Below are 21,040 nucleotides of genomic sequence, written 5' to 3'. Positions count from 1 at the left end.
CGCCTTCGCGGGGTCCACGGCGCGCAGGTGGGCGGGCGGGCGGGGCACGGCGGGGACGACCATGCCCCGATTCTAGGGGGGCGCCGCGGGACGTCCGCCCCGGCACGGCCGCCGCGCCCGGGCGCGGCGTGGCCCCTGTGGAACCGGGTGCACCGATCGTCTAGGGTGAAAAAGACACTATGTGAGCTGTGCCACGGGCGTCCGGTGCCGCCGGGGGCCCGTGCGCGGTGTGCCACGAGAAGGGAAGACCACATGGCTTCAGAGACCACGTCCGCCGAGAACAACGCCTTCGCCCCGAGTCCCGAGTTCGCGGCCCAGGCCAACGCCACCGCCGAGCTCTACCAGCAGGCGGAGGAGGAGGGCACGGACTTCTGGGCCCGCCAGGCCCGTGAGCTGCTGACGTGGGACAAGGAGTTCACCGAGGTCCTCGACTGGTCCAACCCCCCGTTCGCCAAGTGGTTCCAGGACGGCACCCTCAACGCCTGCTACAACGCCGTGGACCGGCACGTGGAGGCCGGCAACGGCGACCGGGTGGCCATCCACTTCGAGGGCGAGCCCGGCGACAGCCGCAGCATCACCTACGCCCAGCTCAAGGACGAGGTCTCCCGGGCCGCCAACGCGATGGAGAGCCTCGGCGTGACCAAGGGCGACCGCGTGGCCCTCTACCTGCCGATGATCGCCGAGGCGGTCATCGCGATGCTGGCCTGCGCCCGGATCGGCGCGATCCACTCGGTGGTCTTCGGCGGCTTCTCCGCGGACGCCCTCCGCTCCCGCGTGGAGGACGGCGAGGCGAAGCTCGTGGTCACCGCGGACGGGACCTTCCGCCGCGGCAAGCCCTCCATGCTCAAGCCGGCCGTCGACGACGCCCTCTCCCGCGGCGGCTCCACCGTGGAGCACGTGCTCGTGGTCCGCCGCAACGAGGCCGACATCGAGATGACCGAGGGCCGCGACGTGTGGTGGCACGATGCCGTGGAAGCGGCCTCCGCGGAGCACACCCCGTCCGAGCAGAACGCCGAGGACCCGCTGTTCGTCCTCTACACCTCGGGGACCACCGGCAAGCCCAAGGGCATCATGCACACCACGGGCGGCTACCTCACCCAGGGGGCGTTCACCCACAAGAACGTCTTCGACCTCAAGCCGGAGTCGGACGTCTACTGGTGCACCGCCGACGTCGGGTGGGTCACCGGGCACTCCTACGTCGCCTACGCGCCCCTGGTCAACGGCTCCACCCAGGTGATCTACGAGGGGACCCCGGACTCCCCGCACCGCGGCCGCTTCTGGGAGATCGTGCAGAAGTACGGGGTGACCATCATGTACACCTCCCCCACCGCGATCCGCACCATGATGAAGTGGGGCGAGGACATCCCGGCGGAGTACGACCTCTCGTCCCTGCGGGTGCTCGGCACCGTGGGCGAGGCCATCAACCCCGAGGCGTGGACGTGGTTCCACCGGGTCATCGGCGGCGGCCGCTGCCCGATCGTCGACACGTGGTGGCAGACGGAGACCGGCGCCATCATGATCTCCCAGCTGCCCGGCGTGACGGTCGCCAAGCCCGGCTCGGCGCAGGTGCCGATGCCCGGCATCAAGGTCGACGTCGTGGACGACAACGGTCAGTCCGTGCCGAACGAGACCTCGGGCTTCCTCGTGCTGCGCGAGCCGTGGCCCGCGATGCTGCGCACCATCTGGGGCGACGACGACCGCTACGTGGACACCTACTGGTCCCGCTTCGGCGAGATGTACTTCGCCGGCGACGGCGCCAAGCGCGACGCCGACGGGGACGTCTGGATCCTGGGCCGCGTCGACGACGTCATGAACGTCTCCGGCCACCGCCTCTCCACCCCGGAGATCGAGTCCGCCCTCGTCTCCCACCCGTCGGTCGCGGAGGCCGCGGTCGTGGGCGCCACGGACGAGACCACCGGCCAGGCCGTCATCGCCTTCGTCATCCTCTCCGACCAGGCCGACGCCGAGGGCCGGGACAAGGCGGAGCTGGCCGAGGAGATGCGCTCCCACGTGGGCAAGGAGATCTCCCCGATCGCCAAGCCCAAGAAGGTGCTGATCGTCCCCGAGCTGCCCAAGACCCGTTCCGGGAAGATCATGCGCCGGCTGCTCAAGGACGTGGCGGAGGACCGGGAGGTCGGCGACGTCTCGACCCTCGCGGACCAGACGGTGATGCAGCAGATCGTGGACTCGCTCGCCAAGTAGTCCGCCCCGTCCCCGCAGCGCCCCCTCGCACCTGCCGCGCGAGGGGNGGGGGCGCTGCGGCGTCCGGTCCGGTGCCGGACCGGCCCGCCCCGGCACCGGCCTGTCGCACCGGTCCGCCCCGCAGCGGCCCGCCCGTGGCGGCCCGCCACGGCACCGGCCTGTCCCGGTGGGAGCCCGGATGAGAGGATGCGGCCATGACCACCCAGCGCAGACCGATCTACGTCCTCAACGGACCCAACCTCAACCTGCTCGGCACCCGGCGCCCGGAGGTGTACGGCACCACGACGCTCGCGGACATCGAGAAGGCGGTGCGCGCCCGGGCGGCCGCGGGCGGGTGGGACGTCGAGTTCCACCAGTCCAACCACGAGGGCGACGTGGTGGACAGGATCCAGGAGGCCCGCACGGAGGGCGCGGCGATCATCATCAACCCCGCCGCGCTCACCCACTACTCGATCGCGATCCACGACGCGCTCGAGGCGGCGGAGCTGCCCGTGGTCGAGGTGCACCTGTCCAATGTGCACCGGCGCGAGGCGTTCCGGCACACGTCCTACGTCTCCCTGCAGGCCGACGCGGTCATCGCGGGTGCGGGCGCCTTCGGCTACGAGCTGGCGGTCGAGCACCTCCTGCGGACCCTGGCGGGATAGCCCCTCAGGCCGCGCAGACGCCGGAGCCCACGGCGCGGGTGCTGCCGGCGGTGGTGTCCAGCGCACCGCGCAGCTCGTCCAGGGTGAGGGCGTAGCCGACCTGGCCCTCGAGAGCCTTGGCGAAGACCACCCCGACGACGGAGCCGTCCTGGGCCAGCAGCGGTCCGCCGGAGTTGCCCTGCTGGACCTCCCCGGCCAGCTGGATGATCTCCATGGTTCGGCCCGTCCCCGGCACGGGCGCGAGTGCGGTGCCCTGCACGGTGGCGGGCCCGGCGGCGAACGGCCCGCCCAGCGGGTAGCCCATGAACGTGACCGGGTCCCCGGACGCCGGGTCCTCCCCGAGCGCCAGGGCGTCCAGGGGCAGGGAGGGCGCGGAGAGGACGGCGAGGTCCGTGGCCGGGTCGTAGTGGACCACGTCGGCGGAGTGCACCTGTCCGTCGCGGGTCTGCACCACGGGCTCGCCCACCCCGGCGACCACGTGGGCGTTGGTCACCACTTGGCCGGCGCCGGTCACGAAGCCCGAGCCCGTCTGGTTCTGGCGGCACTCCGCCGCCGTCCCGTAGACCTGCACCACGGACCGCCCGGCCTGCTGCAGCGCCGGCGTGTCGGCGCCCTCGGCCGGGGCCTCCTGGGCGGGGAACAGGAGGGCGTCCAGCTGCGGCATTCCGGTGGCCCCGCCCACGGCCTCCCTCGCCTCGGTCACCGCCTCGCGCACCGGTCCGGGGGTGTGCTCGTCGATCGTGCGCAGCACGGCGGAGGACGCCACCTGCTGGGACACGGCCGGGATGCCCAGCTGGCCGACGAGCGAGCCGAGCAGCGAGAGCACGAGCGCGGCGACGGCGACGTCCAGGGCGGCCCCGGCGATCCGGTTGAGCGCCCCCAGGCGCATCCGCTCGGTCACCGCGGACAGGGCCCGGCCCACGAGTCCGCCGAGCATCTGGCCCGCGATGAGGAGGACGAGCACCGTGGCGAGCACGGCGCCCACCCGGTACTGGGGGTCCACCTGCGCGCTGACCCACGGCGCGGTCGAGAACGCCGCCACGCCGCCGACCACGAGCCCGGCCAGCGAGAACAGGGAGTTGAAGAAGCCCCGGCTGAACCCGTAGAAGAGGTAGCCCAGCAGCACCACGACCAGCAGGGCGTCGAGCAGGTTGAAGGACGGAGACATCGGGTTCCTCTGCGAGTTCTGTGGGGCCGGCGGCCGGGGAGCGAGCCACCAGCATAGGGAGCGCGGCTGGGAGATCCGTGGAGCGCCCCCGTCGCCCCTCTTCCGGTCCCTCTGTCGTTGCCTCTGTCGTTGCCTCCGCCGTTCCCACTGCCGTGGCCCCCGGCGCCGCCCCGGGGCCCGCCACACCCGTCCTTGGGAATCGCGCGGCGGAGACACTACAGTGAACGTCAGGTACGTTAGGTCGCTCACACACTGGTGCGGGCGGCTCCCGCTCACATCGGCCGCCGCGGGCCACGGCCCGACGGCGGCGAAACCCTGAGGAGAACCATGGATATCGACGTCCTCCGCCGCGCTCCCCTGTTCGCGTCCCTGGACGACCAGGCGTTCGCCGCCCTCACCGAGGAGCTCACCGAGGTCGACCTCTCGCGCGGCTCCACGCTCTTCCACGAGGGCGATCCGGGCGACCAGCTCTACTTCATCATCTCGGGCAAGATCAAGCTCGGCCGCACCGCCCCGGACGGCCGCGAGAGCCTCGTGGCGATCATGGGCCCGGGCGAGCTGTTCGGCGAAATGGCGCTGTTCGACCCGAGCCCGCGGTCCACGTCCGCGACCGCCGTGTCCGAGACGCGCCTGGCCGGGCTCAAGCACGAGAACCTCAAGAAGGTCATCGAGCGCTCCCCCGACGTCTCCGCGCAGCTGCTGCAGGCCCTGGCCCGCCGGCTGCGGCGCACCAACGAGAGCCTGGCCGACCTGGTCTTCTCCGACGTGCCCGGCCGCGTCGCCAAGGCGCTCCTGGACCTCGCCGACCGGTTCGGCCGGCCCGCCACGGACGGCATCCTGGTGGCGCACGAGCTGACCCAGGAGGAGCTGGCGCAGCTGGTCGGCGCCTCCCGCGAGACGGTGAACAAGGCCCTGGCGGAGTTCGTCCAGCGCGGCTGGATCCGGCTCGAGGCCCGCGCCGTGGTGATCCTGGACCTGCAGCGCCTCAAGCAGCGCAGCCGCTGATCCCGGAGCGCCGCGAACGGCCCGGTCGCCCTCGCGGGTGACCGGGCCGTCGTCGTGCCGCGCCGGGGCCGGCGGACGCCGTGGGCCGGGTCGTGCCCGGGGGTCAGGTGAGATCGAGGCGCAGCAGGGGCCGGCCCTCGTGCACCTCGAGCACCGGGTTGCGGGCCACGACGGCACGCTTCTTGGCGAGGAAGGTGATCGCCGACGAGCACTCGGCGACCGACTCGAGCATGCACTGGACGCCGGGAGAGGAGAGGTCGTCGATCGTGCGGCCCACGGTGTCCTCCTTCCCCACGAGGTCCCCGAGCCAGCTGCCCGCCGGATCGGCGACGGCCTGCGCGGCGTCCACCCACCGTCCCCAGCTCCCCTTCGACTCCAGCACGGAGGCGACCTGCCCGTCGGGGACCACCGCGGTGAAGTAGTGGATGTCGTAGCGGCGGTGGGCGAAGTCCGAGGTGACCCAGTGCGCGAGCGGCTTGAGCAGGTCGGAGCGCAGGGCGAGGCGGCGGCGGCCCAGGACCTGCGCGAGGGACACGTCCCCGACGGCGAGCGCCTCCCGGGAGCTCATCCACTCGGCGCCCTCGACGGACTCGACGGTGCTCATGGCGTCCGCCCCGGCCAGCAGGACGCCGGTCTCCTCGAACGCCTCGCGCACGGCCGCGACGACGGCGCGCCGCGCCCGGCCGAGGTTGCCCTCGGTGCCGAGCTTGCGCGCCCACTCCGCCGGACTGGGACCGGCCCAGTCGAGGGGTTCGTCGTCGTGGGCCTCGAGGGTGCCGCCGGGGAAGCCGACGGTGCCGAGCGGGGAGTTGCCGGGCCGGTAGCTGAGGTAGGTCTCGACGCCGTGGTCGCCGTCCCGCACGAACACCACCGCGGCCGCGGGCGTGGGCGAGCTGCCCGGGATGCCGGCGCCCCGCTCGAGCCACGCCTGCGCGGCTCCGCGCTGGCGCTCGGGGATCTCGAAGTACCGCACCGCCGGACGGCGGGGCGGCCGCGGTGCGGCGGCCGGAGGCTCAGTGGAACTCGGCAACGAGCTCCACCTCGACCGGCGAGTCGAGCGGCAGGACCGCGACGCCCACCGCGGAGCGGGCGTGCACCCCGGCGTCGCCGAAGATGCGGCCCAGCAGCTCGGACGCGCCGTTGACCACGCCGGGCTGGCCGGTGAAGTCCGGGTCGGAGGCGACGAAGCCCACGACCTTGACCACGCGCACCACCCGGTCCAGGTCGCCGACGGCCTCCTTGACGGCGGCCACGGCGTTGAGGGCGGCTCGGGCCGCGAGCTCGTGGGCGTCCTCCGGGGAGACGGTTCCGGCCGTCCCGGACGCGGACACCTTGCCGGTGGCGGGCAGCTGCCCGTCCACGAAGGGCAGCTGCCCCGAGGTGTGCACCCAGGAGCCGGTGACGACGGCGGGCACGTAGGCGGCCACGGGGGCGGCGACGGCCGGGAGCGCGAGGCCGAGCTCGGCGATGCGGGTTTCGACGACGGATCCGTTGCTCATGGAGGTCCTCCGGGTTCTCGGGGCGTGGTGTGCGGGCGTCAGCCCTTGGGGCGCTTGAAGTAGGCGATGGGGTTGGTCTGGACGGGGGCGGTCATGTTGCCGGCCGGGACGTCGGCGGGGGTGGATCCGGGCAGCACGGTGACGAGCTCCCACCCGTCGTCGCCCCAGTTGTCGAGGATCTGCTTGGTCGCGTGGATCATCAGCGGCACGGTGGCGTATTCCCAGGTAGTCATGGCCCCAGCGTAGCGACGAACGGCGGGACGCGCTCCGCCGTGACGGGCCGCACTCAGGCTTCCGCAGGGTTCGCGCTTGTAGACTGTCCGAATGGCTTCCCGCAAGTACCCTGCCGCGCAGGCACCGTCGGCCCTGGGCAACGTCGTGGCGTTCATCGCCACGAGCCTCGTTGCCGGCATCGTGGCCGCCGGTCTCCTGGTCCCCCCCGCAGCCGCCACGGGCCTCGCCGCCAACGCCTCCATCGCGTGGTTCAAGGACCTCCCGGCCCAGATGGAGGCCGGTCCGATGTCGCGCGCGTCCACGGTGGTGGCCCGGGACGGGACCGAGATCGCCTCGTTCTACGCGCAGAACCGCACCCCCGTGTCCCTCGACGAGATGTCCCCCCACATGGAGGCGGCGATCCTCGCCATCGAGGACCGCGACTTCTACGAGCACGGCGGCGTGGACCTCGGCGGCATCATCCGTGCCATGGGCAACAACATCATCCGCCCGGACGCCCGCCAGGGCGCGTCGACGATCACGCAGCAGTACGTGAACAACCTGCTCATCGACTCCCAGGTGCGGTCCGGCGAGGAGGCCACCACCATCGGCGCGGACAAGGGCTACGCGGACAAGATCAAGGAGATCAAGCTCGCCCTGTCCATGGAGCAGGAGCTGAGCAAGGACGAGATCCTGGAGGGCTACCTCAACATGGTGCTCTTCGGCGGGCAGAACTACGGCGTGGAGGCCGCCGCCCAGTACTACTGGGGCATCCCCGCCGCCGAGCTGAGCATCTCCCAGTCCGCGGTGCTGGCCGGGATGGTGCAGTCCCCCAACTACTACGACCCCGCGGCGAACCCGGAGGCGGCCACCGAGCGGCGCAACATCGTGCTGGACACGATGCTCACCACCGGGGCCATCACCGAGGAGGAGCACGCGGCCGCGGCGTCCGAGCCCATCGAGCTGGACGTGAACCCGACGAACTCCGGCTGCTCGGCGGCCGAGATCGCCCCCTACTTCTGCGACTACGTGGAGAACTCCATCCTCCAGGACTCGGCGTTCGGCGAGACGCCCGAGGAGAGGCTCAAGACGCTGCAGCTCGGCGGGCTCACCATCACCACCACCCTCGACGTCGACGCCCAGCGCGCGGCCGAGGAGTCGGTCAACGAGACCCAGCCGCGGGACGAGAACCCGGACAACGTCTCGACCGCGCTCGTGTCCCTCGAGCCCACCAACGGGGACATCGTGGCGATGGCGCAGAACACCTACTACTCCACGGCCGAGGGCACCTCCAACACCACGTACAACTTCAACGTGGACTCGTGGATGGGCGGGGCCGGCGGCTTCCAGGTCGGCTCGACGTACAAGCCGCTGACGTACGCCGCCTGGATCGAGGACGGCAACGGCGCGGAGGACACGATCGACGCCAGCCGGACCAGCTGGCCGGCCGACTACCGGTGGGACGCGTCCTGCCTCGACCGCGGGTACAAGATCGAGCCCGGCAGCGACGGCGAGGGCTTCGAGATCGAGAACGCCGAGTCCGGCTACACCCGGGAGATGGAGGCCGACTTCGGCCTGTACAACTCGATCAACACCGCGATCTACGCGATGGCGGAGGATCTCGACCTGTGCGACATCGGGGACATCTCCGAGTCGCTGGGCATCGTCAACGGCAAGAACGGCGAGCCCGTGGACACCACGGTCCTGTCGGCCCTGCTGGGCGGCTCCGTGGACATCTCGCCCATGACCATGGCCCGCGCCTACTCCGCGTTCGCCAACCGCGGGGAGATGTGCGAGCCGCGCGCCCTCGAGCGGGTCGTGGACTACACCGGGAAGGAGTACGACATCCCCGGGACGTCCTGCGAGCGGGTCATCAGCGAGGACGTGGCCGACGGCGTGAACTACGCCCTCAACCAGACCCTGATCCGCGGTTCGGGCTGGCAGCGGGAGATCGGCCTGCCGGGCGCGTCCGCGGCCAAGACGGGCACCACGGACAACTCGACCCAGACCTGGATGGTCGGCTACACCGAGGGCCTGTCCACCGCGTCGTGGGTCGGCAACTACGAGTTCGGCTCCCGGTCCCTGAACGGGCTGTCCATCGGCGGCGAGCGCACCCAGGGCGACGACTGGGTGGACGGTTCCACCTACGCCGGCGGCCAGTGGCAGCGGTTCATGCGCGAGGTGGCCCCCGACTACGACACGGGCGAGTTCGAGGAGCCCTCCGAGCGCGTGCTCGAGGGCCGCAACGGCTCCTCGCGGCCCGGCTGAGCCCGGCGCCGGGATGGACCTCCTGCACACCGCCCGGGACGCCGCCGCGCCCGTGCTGCGGACCGCGGCCGCCGTCACGGCCGCCGGCGCCGGAGCGGCGGCGGGCCTCGCGGCGTGGGGCGTCGTCGTCGAACGCCGCCGCTTCCAGCTGCGCACGGAGCGGCTCCGGCTGCTCCCCCCGGGCAGCGCGCCGCTGCGGATCCTGCACCTGTCGGACCTGCACGTGTGGCCGGGCCAGCGCGCGGTGCGGGAGTTCGTGCACTCGCTCGCGGCCCTGGAGCCGGACCTCGTGGTGGACACCGGGGACAACCTCTCCCACCCCGAGGCGCTGCCGTGGCTGCTCGAGATCCTGGAGCCGCTGCTCCGCTTCCCCGGCGCCTACGTCCCGGGGTCCAACTGCTACTTCGCGCCGCGGCCCAAGAACCCGTTCCGCTACCTCTGGCGGGACACCTCCGGGGAGGGCCGGGACGCGGCCCCCCGGCTGCCCACCCGGGCCATGCACGAGGCGTTCGACGCCGCCGGCTGGACACCGCTGATCAACCGTGCCGCCCGGATGGAGGTCGCCGGCCTGACCCTGGACCTCTCCGGGGTGGACGACCCGCACCTGGGCTACGACCGGCACCCGGGCTTCGGCGACCCGGCGACGGCGGACCTGCGCCTCGGGGTGGCCCACGCCCCCTATCTGCGGACCCTGGACCGGTTCGCCGCGGACGGCGCGCAGCTGGTGCTGGCGGGCCACACCCACGGCGGGCAGGTCTGCCTGCCGGGCGGCAGGGCGCTGGTCAGCAACTGCGACCTCGAGCCCGAGCGCTGCCAGGGGCTGATCACCCAGGGCGGCGTGCCGGTCAACGTCTCGGCGGGCCTGGGCACCTCGCGCTTCGCGCCCATCCGGCTGTTCTGCCCGCCGGAGGCCGTGCTCTTGACGCTCACCGACTAGGGGCGCGCCCCGAGCCCTCGTCCGAGGTCAGGGGATTCCGGGCGGCACCCGAGGGCACACGAACACAGGGCTCCCGCTCCGGGGTACGGAGCGGGAGCCCTGTGTCGTGCCGCGCTGCGGTCAGCCGGGAGGCCCACCGCGGCGCAGGCGCCGGATCAGCTACGGGCGGAGCGGACGTCGTGCTCCTCCGTGCGGCTGCGGGTCACCGAGCGAGCACCGAACAGGCCGGTCAGCGACGCCACGATCGCGCCGAGCAGCAGGCCCACGAAGGTCCAGACGGCGCCGGAGGAGGCGGTGTCCGCGGCCTGCGCGGCCTCGGGAGTGGCCTCCTGCACCGCCTGGCCGGCCTCCTCCTGCGCCTCTTGCGCGTTCACGTCCGGGACGGCGGAGGCCGCCTGGTCGGGGTTCTGCGCCACGCCGCTGGTCACCGAGGAGGCCGCGGAGCCGAGCACGTTGCCGGCTGCACCGAGGATGTTGCCGACCAGGAGGCCGGCCAGCACCACGGCGGCCAGCAACGAGGTGGCCCAGGTGAGGAACCCGTGGATCAGGCCCCCACGGGCAGCCAGCGCTCCGGCGACGTAGCCGCCGGCGGCCAGGGCGATCACCAGGGTCACGATCGAGGAGATGCCGGTGGCGATGCCGACCCCCTCCCCGGGGTTGGCCGAGTTGAGGTCGGCCATGCCCAGGCCCAGGGCCGCGGTGATCAGCGACAGCAGGATGGTCAGGGCCAGGAACGTCACCACGCCCGCGATGACCGCACCCCAGGAGATGTTGCGGGGGTGGTCGGACCGGTCGTCGCCCAGGGCGGTCTCCTTCCAGGGCGGCTTGGAGGACTCGTAGGAGTGGCTCGGGGACGTGTCGGGGGTGGAGGACGCGGCGGGGCCCGTGGTGGTGGCGGGGGCCGTGGTGCGGTCGGCCGGGATGCTGTTGGACATGGTGACTCCTCGGTCAGGGTGTTCCGCGGTCGGTCGGAGGACGCGCGGCGAAGTTCGTTGCGGACGTCTGACCTGCTCGGCGTGGCTGCAGGGGCCGGGTGGTGGTGCACCCCCGGACGAACGGTCAGCGCCTCGACGGCGGGCCGACGGGGCCGGGGTGGTGCCCGGTGCGGCGCGGTGCACCGCAGATGCCGACGCAATTAACAGTACGCTTATAATTCCCGTGGAGCGAGTCCTGCCCGGCAGAGGGAGCGGGCCCTCCGGCCGCGCTCAGCGCGGGACGAGGGCGTCGAGCACGGCGGGCAGTCGTGTGACGCCGTCGGAGCCGCAGAAGTGCCCGGCCCCGGGCACCACCTGCACCGGCGCGCCGAGGCGCTCGGCGAGCGCCTCGGTGGCGGCGGCCGGCACGGTCGGGTCGTCGTCCGAGCGCAGCACCAGCCGGCGCCGGGCGTTGGCGCGCACCGCGGAGACGTCCACGTCCTCGGCGAGGAACCCGTCGAGGAGCGGCACGCTCCCGAGCGGCCCCGTGAAGCCCGCCACGAGCACCAGCCCGCCCAGCGTCCAGGGCTGCGGCAGACCGGCGAGGTGGCGCAGGAGGGTCACGCAGCCCAGGCTGTGCGCCACCAGGTGGGTGTGCCGGTCCGGCTCGCCGACCGCCCGCGCCACCGCGGCCCGCCACGCGCCGGCCTCCGGGAAGGACGGCTCCGGCAGCTCCACGACGTCCGTCCGGACGCCGTCGGCGGTGAGCCGCTCCCGCAGCCAGGGGAACCAGTGCTGGTCGGGGGCGGCGTCGTAGCCGTGCACCACCACGACCCGGCGGACGGCGGGCCCCGGGTCGTTCACGCGGAGATCTCGGGGACCGCCACGATGATCCGGTGGTTGGTCTTCTCGCAGAGGTACATCTCCTCCGTGCCCTCGGGCACCGGCCCGCCCTCGGGCCACTGGTCCTCGGGGATCTGGCGCAGGGGTCCGCCGCAGGACGGGCAGATGGGGTCCATGGTGGTCTCCTCCAGAGGCTCGGCTCGCGGGCCCGGGAGCCCGTGGCCCGAGCTTCCCGCAAAACGGCCCCGCCCACAACTCCCCCGCACGGACCGGGGGGCGACGGGCGCGCGGCCCCCGCCCTGTCGGCCTAGGATGTGGCACGGACCACACCGGTCGCCCCGACTCCCGGGAGGAGACCCCATGACCGCCCCCGCCGCCCGCCGCTCCCCCGATCCCGGCGCCCTGCTGGAGGACCTCCGGACGTGGTGCGGCCACGACGCGGTGGTGACCTCCGAGCTCGAGCACCGCGCCCTGGCCCACGACGCCTCCCACTACCTGCTGCAGCCCGCCGCCGTGGTGCGCCCGCGCTCGTCCGCGGACATGGGCAACCTCTTCCGCGCCGTGGCGCGGCACGGGCTGGGCCTGACCTTCCGCGCCGGCGGGACGTCGCTGTCCGGGCAGGCCGTCACGGACCAGGTGCTGGTGGACGTCCGCCGCAACTTCCGGGACGTGCAGGTGCTGGACGGCGGTCGGCGGGTCCGGGTCCAGCCGGGGGCCACGGTGCGGCAGGTCAACGCGCGGCTGGCGCCGTACGGGCACAAGCTGGGCCCGGACCCCGCGAGCGAGGCGGCGTGCACGATCGGCGGCGTGGTGGCGAACAACTCCTCCGGCATGGCGTGCGGCACGGAGACCAACACCTACCGCACGCTCGAGTCCATGGTGTTCGTGCTGCCCTCCGGGACGCAGGTGGACACCGCGGCGCCGGACGCCGACCGGCGGCTGCGGGAGCTCGAGCCGGCCCTGCACGAGGGCCTGCTGCGGCTGCGGGACCGGGTGCGCGGCGACCCGGGGTCGGTGCGCACGATCGAGCAGCAGTTCGCGATGAAGAACACCATGGGCTACGGCCTCAACTCCTTCCTGGACCACGACGAGCCGGCCCGGATCCTGGAGCACCTGCTGATCGGCAGCGAGGGCACCCTGGGCTTCGTGGCGGAGGCGGTCTTCCGGACGGTGGAGATCCTCCCGTTCGTCTCCACCGGGCTGCTGGTGTTCCCGGACCTGGCCGCGGCCACCCGGACCGTCCCCGCGCTGGTCGCCGCCCGCTCGGCCACGGTCGAGCTGCTCGACGCCACGTCCCTGCGGGTCTCCCAGCGCACGGGCCTGGCCCCGGCGCAGATCCTGGACGTCGACGTCCGCGAGCACGCGGCGCTGCTCGTCGAGTACCAGGGCCGGACCCTCGAGGAGGAGCGGGAGCTCTCCGCGGGGGCCTCCGAGCTGTTCCGGACCCTGGACCTGGCCGCGCCCGCCGCCCTGACGGACGACCCCGGAGCCCGCGCCGCGCTGTGGACCGTGCGCAAGGGTCTCTACACCACCGTGGCGGGGGCCAGGCCGAGCGGGTCCAACGCGCTGCTCGAGGACGTCGTCGTCCCCGTCGCGGAGCTCGGCGAGACGTGCGAGCAGCTCACCGCGCTCTTCGACGCCCACGGCTACCGGGACTCCGTGATCTTCGGGCACGCCAAGGACGGCAACGTCCACTTCATGCTCAACGAGCAGTTCGACCGCCCGGACCTGCTGGCCCGCTACGAGCGCTTCACCGAGGACATGGTCGCCCTGGTCCTCGACCACCACGGCTCCCTCAAGGCCGAGCACGGCACGGGCCGCAACATGGCCCCGTTCGTGCGCCGGCAGTACGGCGACGAGCTCTACGACGTCATGGTGGCGCTCAAGCGGCTCGTCGACCCGGGTGGGCTGCTGAACCCGGGCGTGCTGCTCAACGAGGACCCCACGGTGTACGTGCGGGACCTCAAGACGGCGCCCACGGTCGAGGAGGAGGTGGACCGCTGCGTGGAGTGCGGCTACTGCGAGCCGGTGTGCCCGTCCCAGGACCTCACCCTCACGCCCCGGCAGCGGATCGTGGGCCGCCGGGAGATCGCGGCCGCCGAGGAGCGCGGGGATGCGCCGCTCGCGGCCCGGCTCCGCGCCGAGTACGACTACGAGGGCCTGCAGACGTGCGCCGTGGACGGGATGTGCGTGACGGCCTGCCCGGTGCTCATCAACACCGGAGACCTCGTGCGCCGGTTGCGCGCCGAGGACCACCACCGGGTCGCGGACGCCGGCTGGGGCGCCGCCGCGAAGGCGTGGGGGGCGACGACGACGGGGGCCGGCCTGGGCCTCACCGCAGCGAAGGCCCTGCCCGCCGCCCTGCCGGGCGCGGCGACCGCAGCGGCCCGGGCGGTCCTGGGCGCCGAGCACGTCCCGCAGTACAAGGACGCGCTGCCCGCGGGCGGTCCGCCCCGGCCCCGGCGGCGTGACGCGGCCGCGGAGGCCGTGTTCTTTCCCGCGTGCATCAACTCCATGTTCGGCACGGCCGCGCGCCCCGGGGACGGCCGGGGCCTGACCGCCTCCGAGTCCTTCTTGGCGCTGTGCGACCGCGCCGGGGTGCCCGTCACCGTCCCCGAGGGCATCGGCGGCCTGTGCTGCGGCACGCCCTGGAAGTCGAAGGGCCTGCCCACCGGGTACGCGACGATGTCCGAGCGCACGCTCGCGGCCCTGTGGGAGGCGACCCGGCAGGGCGAGCTGCCGGTCGTCTGCGACGCCGCGTCCTGCACCGAGGGCCTGGAGACCATGTCGGACCTGGCGGCGGCCTCCAGCGCGTACCACGCACTGCGGTTCGTGGACTCGGTCGAGTTCGTGGCCGACCGCGTGCTGGGGCGGCTGACCGTGCGCCGGCCGATCGGGTCGATGGCGCTGCATCCCACCTGCTCGGGCGTGCACCTGGGGATCACGGGCGCCCTCGAGACGATCGCCCGCGCGGTCAGCGACGACGTCGTGGTGCCGGCGGCCTGGGGCTGCTGCGCCTACGCCGGGGACCGCGGCATGCTGCACCCCGAGCTCACGGCCTCGGCCACCGCGGCGGAGGCCCGGGAGGTCAACGAGCGCCGCTTCGACGCCTACGCGTCGCTGAACCGCACCTGCGAGCAGGGCATGACGGAGGCCACGGGCCACCCGTACCGGCACGTGCTCGAGCACCTGGAGGAAGCGACCCGCTGAACGTCCGGCGTTTTAGTTGTGTACAACTGAGTTGCGCACAACTGATCGGCGTGCCAGGATGAGGGCATGGACGCAGACCTCCGGCTCGACGCGCAGCTGTGCTTCGCGCTCTACGCCGCCTCCCGCGCCACCACGGCGGCCTACCGCGAGCCCCTCGCGGAGCTCGGCCTGACCTATCCGCAGTACCTCGCCCTGCTCGCGCTGTGGGAGGAGGACGGACCGACGGTGTCGGCGCTCGGCTCCCGCCTGCGCCTGGACAGCGGCACGCTCTCCCCCCTGCTCAGGCGGATGGAGACCGGCGGGCTGCTGGAGCGCCGCCGGGGCCACGGCGACGAGCGGCGGGTCACCGTGCACCTCACGGAGGCCGGCGACCGGCTGCGCGAGCGCGCCCCGGCCGTGCAGCGGCGCGTCCTGGAGGCCTCGGGACTGACCGCCGCCGAGATGCAGACCCTGCACCGGCTGGCCCGGAGGATCGGCGCCCCCGCCGACGAGGGCGTCACGAGCACCACCACGACCGACACCACCACCGACACCACGACCCAGGAGTGAGACCCATGGAGACCGTCTACACCGCCGAGGCCCTCGCCACCGGCTCCGGCCGCAACGGCCGCGCCCGCACCACCGACGGCCGGATCGACCTGGGACTGGCCGTCCCGCAGGAGATGGGCGGCTCTGGCGACGGCACCAACCCCGAGCAGCTCTTCGCCGCCGGCTACGCCGCGTGCTTCCACTCCGCCCTGCAGATGGTGGCCCGGCAGGAGAAGCTCGCACTCGGCGACTCCAGCGTCGGCGCCCGCGTGGGCATCGGCGGCAACGGCGCGGGCGGCTTCGGTCTCGAGGTCGTCCTGGAGGTCGTGGTCCCGGACCTCGACCGGGCCACCGCGCAGTCCCTGGCCGACAAGGCCCACGAGGTCTGCCCGTACTCGAACGCCACCCGCGGCAACATCGACGTCCGCGTGGACGTCGTCGAGGACTGACGTCCCGGACACCCCCGCACCACCCACCGACTTGGAGCACCGCATGAGCCACCCCACCCGCACCCGCCGGATCGTCCTGGCGTCCCGCCCACAGGGCGCCCCCACACCCGAGAACTTCCGGCTCGAGGAGACCGAGCTGCCCGAGCCCGGCCCCGGACAGGTCGTGGTCGCCAACCATTGGATGTCCGTGGACCCGTACATGCGCGGGCGGATGAACGACGTGAAGTCCTACGTCCCGCCGTTCCAGGTGGACCAGCCGCTCGACGGCGGCGCGGTGGGCGAGGTCGTCGCCTCGTCCGCTCCCGGGCTGCCGGTGGGCGCCACCGTGCTGCACGGGGCCGGCTGGCGCGAGCACGCGCTGATCGACGCCGCCTCGGCCACCGTGGTGGATCCCGCGCGGGCCCCGGAGTCCGCCTACCTGGGGGTGCTCGGCATGCCGGGGCTCACCGCGTACGCCGGTCTCATGGCGGCGGCGCGCTTCCGGCCCGGGGACACGGTCTTCGTCTCGGGCGCCGCCGGGGCCGTGGGCTCGCTCGTGGGGCAGATCGCGCGGCTCAGCGGCGCCGCCCGCGTCGTGGGCAGCGCCGGGTCCCCGGAGAAGGTCGCCCGCCTGCTGGAGCTCGGCTTCGACGCCGCCTTCGACTACCACGACGGCCCGGTGCTCCCCCAGCTGCGGCGGGCGGCCCCCGAGGGGATCGACGTGTACTTCGACAACGTGGGCGGCGAGCACCTGGAGGCCGCGATCTCCTCGCTGAACCCCCACGGCCGCGTGTGCCTGTGCGGGGCGATCTCGCAGTACAACGCGACCGAGCCGCCGGCGGCGCCGCGCAACCTGGCGCTGGCGATCGGCAAGGAGCTGAGCCTGCACGGCTTCCTCGTCAGCGGCCACCAGGACCTGGGGCCGGAGTTCCGCGAGAAGATGGCCGGCTGGCTGGCGGACGGCGAGATCGAGTGGGACGAGACCGTGCGCGAGGGGCTCGACGACGCCCCGCAGGCGTTCATCGACCTGCTCGCCGGGGCGAACACCGGCAAGATCGTCGTCCGCCTCTGAGCCGGTCTCCGGCTCCGGGCCGGCTCAGCCGTCCGCGGCGAGCCGGCCCAGGGGGCTGTTCTCGAAGTCGTCCAGCAGGGCCTGCGGGTCCGCGTAGACGGCCACGGCCCCGGCCTCGCGCAGCTCCGCCCCGCTGATCCCCCCACTCGTCAGGCACACGGCGTCGAGCCCCAGCTTCCACGCGGACTCGACGTCCCAGCGGGCGTCCCCCACCACGATCGCGTCCTCCGGGCGCAGGTCCCCGGCCTCCAGGGCCGCGGCGAAGATGTCCGGGGCGGGCTTGCTCTGCTCGGCGTCCGTGGCGGTGGTGACCGCCGTCAGCAGGTCGTCGGAGCCGAGGGTCTCCCGCATCGCGGCCACCTCGGTGGCGTTCGACGACGACGCCAGCACCACCACGAGGCCCGCGTCGGCGCAGCGGCGCAGCAGCTCCGCGGCACCCCGGGTGGGCGTGAGCCCGGGCCAGTGCACGGAGAACAGGGCCCCGTGGGCGTCCCCGATGGCGGCGTCCGCGTCCTTGTCCCGGTCGGCGGGCAGCAGCTCGTCGATCAGCTGCTCCGAACCCATGCCGATGAGCCGGTGGATGCGGTGCATGGGGACGTCGTGGCCGGCCTGGTTGAAGGCGTGCCACCAGGCGACGGTGTGCAGGTAGCTCGAGTCGATGAGGGTGCCGTCGACGTCGAACAGGACACCGCGGCGGGTGCGGCGGGTGTCGGCGGAGGACTTCTCGGATCCGGTGGAGGTCATGGGTCCCAGCTTCGCACCGTCGAGGGGATCCGCTCAATCGCCGCCGGCTCCGGCGCGGCACGAGGGCGGTGGCCGCGCCGATCGCCCCACGGCGACCAGGTCCGTGCGGAGGTGTGCGGCTCCGGCACGGGGGCCGGAGCCGCCGCCCGCTCACGACACCTGTTTCTCCTCGGCGGCGTTGCTCGGGCCGTGCCCCTGGTCGACGGTCGCGGCCGGAACGGGCGCCACGACGCTGCGCAGCTGCCGGCCGTCCTCCTCGAGGTCCAAGGTGGAGTTGGCGAAGCGCAGGACCACGGCGGAGGCCGCGTCGGTCATCTCGTCCAGCGCCCGGACGTCGACGTTGCTGAGGTCGTCGCAGGACCCGTGGTAGCAGAAGTCGTAGCCGACGCCGGCCCGTCCGCCGAACAGTGCGGCCTGCTCCACCGTCTTGATCCCCTCGGCGCCGGTGAACAGCCCGCCGGCGGGCACGCCTTCCGCGATGAACGGCCCGTAGTCGCTGCGGCCGCTGAACTCGGTCTCGCCCGAGGCCAGTCCCACGGAGCCGAAGTGCTCGTGGAAGGCCGCCTCGATCGCGGCCGACCCTGCCGGGGCGGGCACCGAGCCGTCCTCCGGGCCGAACGCCGACGCGTCGCCGTCGTAGACGAAGCGGCCGTGGTTCGGGGACGCGATCATGTCGAAGTTGAGGTACAGCGCGATGGCCTCCAGCGCCGCAGGATCATTGGCCTTGAGATCGTCGACGTAGTGCTGGGATCCGCGGAGCCCCAGCTCCTCCGCACCCCACCATGCGAAGCGGACGTTGTTCTCGGTCGGCGTCCCCGCGAGCGCCTCGGCGATGGCGAGGATGCCCGCGGAGCCGGAGGCGTTGTCGTTGATCCCGGGTCCCTCCGGCACGCTGTCCAGGTGCGCGCCCACCATGACCGTGCGCTCCGGGTCGCCCGTGCCGGTCTCGACCAGGACGTTGGTGGTCTCTCGGCTCTCGGAGATGGTCTCGGTGGTGACGGTGACCTCGCCCCCGCCCAGCAGCGCCGTGCCGGCCGCGTAGCTGAGGCCGACCACGGGGATGGTCACCGCACCCGGTCCGCCGAGGGTGCCGGCGAGGACGCCCTCCTGCCCGGGCAGGCCCGTGTTGACGATCAGGACGGCGGACGCCCCGGCGGCCTGCGCGTTCGCGGCCTTCACCGCGAAGGCGCACGTGCCTCGCCGGAGCAGGGCCACGTTGCCGGTCCGGAACCCGTCGAAGTCCTCGGCCTCGCACCCGCTGGTGCCGGCGCCCGGCTCCCCCGTCGTGCCCACGGCCTGCACCGGAGCGGTCACGGTGCCGGAGCCGGAGTAGGACATGACCGCAACGTCCTCCGCGGGGAGCTGCGTGCCGCCTGCGCTAACCGTGGCCGGGCTGAGCTCCAGAAAGAAGGGGAAGGAGAAGTCCTGGACCCACGGGGCGTAGCCGGCGGCCCGCAGCCTGCCGAGCACGTAGTCGACGCTGGCCCGGTAGCCGGACGTGCCCGAGGCACGGTTGCCGCTGTTGGCGTTCGCGATGGCTTGGAATACCTCGAGGTGCTCCAGCACCTGCTCCGGAGGAACGGCCGCCGCGCTCACCGCGACCACTCCGGCACGGTCGGCTTCGCAGTGCTGCTCACGGCATCGGAGCGCACTGCCGTGAGCGCGGCTGCGGAGGTCACGGGCCAGGGATGATGGGTGCGGTGGCGCATGGTTCCTCCCGAGGCAGGGGCCGATCGGGGGCTCGACCAGGACAGGACTTCATCGAGCTGATGGAGCGATATGCACAGATTTTCAGCTTCCGGTCAGCGACACAATGACCGTGCGGATTGTGGCAGAGCGCATGGCCCGGCCCGCGGCGCGAGCTGTCGGGGGCGGGATGACAGCGCCCTGGGGTGTCGGGGCCGTCCGTTGGCCGCCGAGGGCTCGACCGGGGTGCGTCACAGCGACTCCAGGTGGCGGTGCACGAACTGGATGGCCATGCTGCCTTCCCCGACGGCGGAGGCCACCCGCTTCACGGATCCGTGGCGGACGTCGCCGGCGGCGAACGAACCGGGGATGCTGGTCTCGAGATAGAACGGATCACGGTCGAGGTCCCAGACCGCCGGCGGGCGCCCGGCGTCCAGCAGGTCGGGCCCGGTGACGAGATACCCGCCGGGGTCGCGGATGATCCCGAGGTCACGGGCCCACTCGGTGTTGGGCTCCCCGCCGATGAGCACGAACATCCGGCCCGTGGGCTCGGTCCGCTCCCGGCCGGTGGAACCGTCGCGCACGACGATCCGCTCCAGGCAGGCCGCACCGGAGAGCCCCACGACCTGCCGGCGGGTGGCAATGGTGACGTTGGGGGTCGCCCGGAGCCGGGAGAGCAGGTACTCGGACATGGACGCGGCCGGGCGCTCACCGCGGACCAGGAGGGTGACGTGGGCGGCGTACGCGGCCAGGTGCCGCGCGGCCTGGCCCGCGGAGTTCCCCCCGCCCACCACGTAGACGTGCTCGTCCGCGCACAGGGCCGCCTCGGACAGCGCCGCGCCGTAGTAGAGACCCGCTCCCAGGTAGCGCTCCTCCCCGGCGATGCCCAGGCGGCGGTACTCCACCCCGGTGGCGCACAGGTTGGCCCGGGCGCGCACCCGGCCGCCGTCCGCGAGCCGGACGTCGATGCGGCCGTCGTGGAACTCCGCCTCGACGCCCTCGCGGACGAGCAGGATCTCGGCGCCGAAGGACGCGGCCTGCTGGCGGGCACGCTCGGCAAGATCCGCGCCGCTGATCCCGCCGGGGAAGCCGGGGAAGTTCTCGATGAGCGAGCTGGCGCCGGCCTGGCCGCCGACGGCCTCGCGCTCGACCACGACCGTGCGCAGCCCCTCGGAGGCGGCGGCCACCGCGGCGCTGAGGCCCGCCGGGCCGGCTCCGTAGATCGAGAGGTCGTACTCCCGGGAGCGCGCGGTGGTGAGCAGGTCGAGGTGCTTCGCGACGCTCTGTACGGTCGCCCGCTCGAGCCGGGTCCCGTCCGCGAGGACGCAGACGGGCAGGCGGGGATCGTCGAGGCCGTCGACACCGGAGTCCCGGCGGGCCTGGTCGTCGTGCGAGAGATCGATCCACTCGAACGCGACGGTGCTCCGGGACAGGAAGTCGCGCAGCGCGTACCCGTCCGGAGTGGTGTGCACGCCGTACAGGCGCACGCGGTCGGGGTCGGCGCCGGGAGGATCGACCTCAGTGGTCATGCTGCCGCTCCAGGGTGCTGTGGTGCCGGATCGTGGCCATCAGAACCTCCGCAGGCGCCTGCCCGGGCAGCAGGCGAGTTCGTGGTCGGAAAACGATCCGGTCACGTTAGCAACGCACGCTGAGCGCCACCCGGGCGTCCCGGTCCGCCG

Annotated in this window: 19 protein-coding genes; 9 read left to right on the top strand and 10 right to left on the bottom strand. The window is 73.3% G+C overall.

The window, feature by feature from the left end; translation table 11 throughout:
- The first annotated feature begins 252 nt into the window (after positions 1–252).
- Complete coding sequence (gene acs, locus ACH9D3_RS09120) at positions 253–2,202, top strand: acetate--CoA ligase (RefSeq protein ID WP_396410690.1); 1,950 nt, start codon at positions 253–255, stop codon at positions 2,200–2,202.
- A gap of 194 nt (positions 2,203–2,396) precedes the next feature.
- A complete protein-coding gene (gene aroQ / locus ACH9D3_RS09115) occupies positions 2,397–2,846 on the top strand; it encodes a type II 3-dehydroquinate dehydratase (RefSeq protein ID WP_396400835.1) in 450 nt (149 codons plus the stop codon).
- A gap of 4 nt (positions 2,847–2,850) precedes the next feature.
- On the opposite strand, the gene ACH9D3_RS09110 is transcribed toward aroQ, so the two are convergent.
- Complete coding sequence (locus ACH9D3_RS09110; RefSeq protein ID WP_396410689.1) at positions 2,851–4,014, bottom strand: MarP family serine protease; 1,164 nt, start codon at positions 4,012–4,014, stop codon at positions 2,851–2,853.
- A 327-nt stretch (positions 4,015–4,341) separates the two neighbouring features.
- Here ACH9D3_RS09110 and ACH9D3_RS09105 point away from each other — a divergent pair, with 327 nt between their 5' ends.
- Positions 4,342–5,019: a Crp/Fnr family transcriptional regulator gene (locus tag ACH9D3_RS09105; RefSeq protein WP_017832519.1), complete on the top strand. Its 678-nt coding sequence runs from the start codon at positions 4,342–4,344 to the stop codon at positions 5,017–5,019.
- Between the two features lie 103 nt (positions 5,020–5,122).
- On the opposite strand, the gene ACH9D3_RS09100 is transcribed toward ACH9D3_RS09105, so the two are convergent.
- From ACH9D3_RS09100 to ACH9D3_RS09090, 3 genes are read right to left on the bottom strand one after another with little or no spacing between them, the layout of a single operon-like run.
- Positions 5,123–6,049 carry an NUDIX hydrolase gene (locus tag ACH9D3_RS09100; protein ID WP_396410688.1) on the bottom strand — a complete coding sequence of 309 codons (927 nt, stop codon included), beginning with the start codon at positions 6,047–6,049 and terminating at the stop codon, positions 5,123–5,125.
- Positions 6,033–6,518 (bottom strand): RidA family protein, encoded by a 486-nt coding sequence (locus ACH9D3_RS09095; RefSeq protein WP_396410687.1) that lies wholly within the window; start codon positions 6,516–6,518, stop codon positions 6,033–6,035. Before ACH9D3_RS09095 ends, ACH9D3_RS09100 begins: the two co-directional genes overlap by 17 nt.
- Before the next feature lie 38 nt (positions 6,519–6,556).
- Complete coding sequence (locus tag ACH9D3_RS09090; protein WP_047801917.1) at positions 6,557–6,751, bottom strand: hypothetical protein; 195 nt, start codon at positions 6,749–6,751, stop codon at positions 6,557–6,559.
- A 91-nt stretch (positions 6,752–6,842) separates the two neighbouring features.
- Here ACH9D3_RS09090 and ACH9D3_RS09085 point away from each other — a divergent pair, with 91 nt between their 5' ends.
- Together ACH9D3_RS09085 and ACH9D3_RS09080 are read left to right on the top strand one after the other, a co-directional pair.
- Positions 6,843–8,999, top strand: a complete 2,157-nt coding sequence (locus ACH9D3_RS09085; protein ID WP_396410686.1) for a transglycosylase domain-containing protein — start codon at positions 6,843–6,845, stop codon at positions 8,997–8,999.
- A 13-nt stretch (positions 9,000–9,012) separates the two neighbouring features.
- On the top strand, positions 9,013–9,936 hold the full coding sequence (locus ACH9D3_RS09080) for a metallophosphoesterase (RefSeq protein WP_396410685.1): 924 nt from the start codon (positions 9,013–9,015) through the stop codon (positions 9,934–9,936).
- A gap of 155 nt (positions 9,937–10,091) precedes the next feature.
- On the opposite strand, the gene ACH9D3_RS09075 is transcribed toward ACH9D3_RS09080, so the two are convergent.
- From ACH9D3_RS09075 to ACH9D3_RS09065, 3 genes are all read right to left on the bottom strand, one after another.
- Positions 10,092–10,871: a TIGR04086 family membrane protein gene (locus ACH9D3_RS09075; protein WP_396410684.1), complete on the bottom strand. Its 780-nt coding sequence runs from the start codon at positions 10,869–10,871 to the stop codon at positions 10,092–10,094.
- Between the two features lie 270 nt (positions 10,872–11,141).
- Positions 11,142–11,714 (bottom strand): alpha/beta hydrolase, encoded by a 573-nt coding sequence (locus ACH9D3_RS09070; protein ID WP_396410683.1) that lies wholly within the window; start codon positions 11,712–11,714, stop codon positions 11,142–11,144.
- Positions 11,711–11,869: a hypothetical protein gene (locus ACH9D3_RS09065; RefSeq protein WP_396401060.1), complete on the bottom strand. Its 159-nt coding sequence runs from the start codon at positions 11,867–11,869 to the stop codon at positions 11,711–11,713. The genes ACH9D3_RS09070 and ACH9D3_RS09065 overlap by 4 nt, the downstream gene beginning before the upstream one ends.
- Positions 11,870–12,053: 184 nt before the next feature.
- On the opposite strand from ACH9D3_RS09065, the gene ACH9D3_RS09060 reads away from it, so the two are divergent.
- The 4 genes from ACH9D3_RS09060 to ACH9D3_RS09045 all read left to right on the top strand — a co-directional run bounded on the left by ACH9D3_RS09060 (position 12,054) and on the right by ACH9D3_RS09045 (position 16,931).
- A complete protein-coding gene (locus tag ACH9D3_RS09060) occupies positions 12,054–14,903 on the top strand; it encodes an FAD-linked oxidase C-terminal domain-containing protein (protein ID WP_396410682.1) in 2,850 nt (949 codons plus the stop codon).
- Between the two features lie 66 nt (positions 14,904–14,969).
- Positions 14,970–15,452, top strand: a complete 483-nt coding sequence (locus ACH9D3_RS09055) for a MarR family transcriptional regulator (RefSeq protein ID WP_396410681.1) — start codon at positions 14,970–14,972, stop codon at positions 15,450–15,452.
- A 5-nt stretch (positions 15,453–15,457) separates the two neighbouring features.
- Entirely contained in the window at positions 15,458–15,880 is a 423-nt protein-coding gene (locus ACH9D3_RS09050) for an organic hydroperoxide resistance protein (protein ID WP_396410680.1), read from the top strand.
- 43 nt (positions 15,881–15,923) lie between these two features.
- Positions 15,924–16,931 carry a zinc-binding dehydrogenase gene (locus ACH9D3_RS09045; protein WP_396410679.1) on the top strand — a complete coding sequence of 336 codons (1,008 nt, stop codon included), beginning with the start codon at positions 15,924–15,926 and terminating at the stop codon, positions 16,929–16,931.
- 24 nt (positions 16,932–16,955) lie between these two features.
- Here ACH9D3_RS09045 and ACH9D3_RS09040 read toward each other — a convergent pair whose 3' ends face one another.
- From ACH9D3_RS09040 to ACH9D3_RS09030, 3 genes are all read right to left on the bottom strand, one after another.
- Positions 16,956–17,675 (bottom strand): HAD-IA family hydrolase, encoded by a 720-nt coding sequence (locus ACH9D3_RS09040; RefSeq protein ID WP_396410678.1) that lies wholly within the window; start codon positions 17,673–17,675, stop codon positions 16,956–16,958.
- A 150-nt stretch (positions 17,676–17,825) separates the two neighbouring features.
- Positions 17,826–19,280 carry a M20/M25/M40 family metallo-hydrolase gene (locus tag ACH9D3_RS09035; protein ID WP_396410677.1) on the bottom strand — a complete coding sequence of 485 codons (1,455 nt, stop codon included), beginning with the start codon at positions 19,278–19,280 and terminating at the stop codon, positions 17,826–17,828.
- 332 nt (positions 19,281–19,612) lie between these two features.
- Positions 19,613–20,890 carry an FAD-dependent oxidoreductase gene (locus tag ACH9D3_RS09030; protein ID WP_396410676.1) on the bottom strand — a complete coding sequence of 426 codons (1,278 nt, stop codon included), beginning with the start codon at positions 20,888–20,890 and terminating at the stop codon, positions 19,613–19,615.
- Between the last annotated feature and the right edge of the window lie 150 nt (positions 20,891–21,040).

Source organism: Kocuria kalidii (assembly GCF_044462225.1).
In the GTDB taxonomy this organism is placed as follows: Bacteria; Actinomycetota; Actinomycetes; order Actinomycetales; family Micrococcaceae; genus Kocuria; species Kocuria kalidii.
Note: the sequence above shows the minus strand (reverse complement) of the source record. Positions and strands in the feature narration are given on the sequence as shown.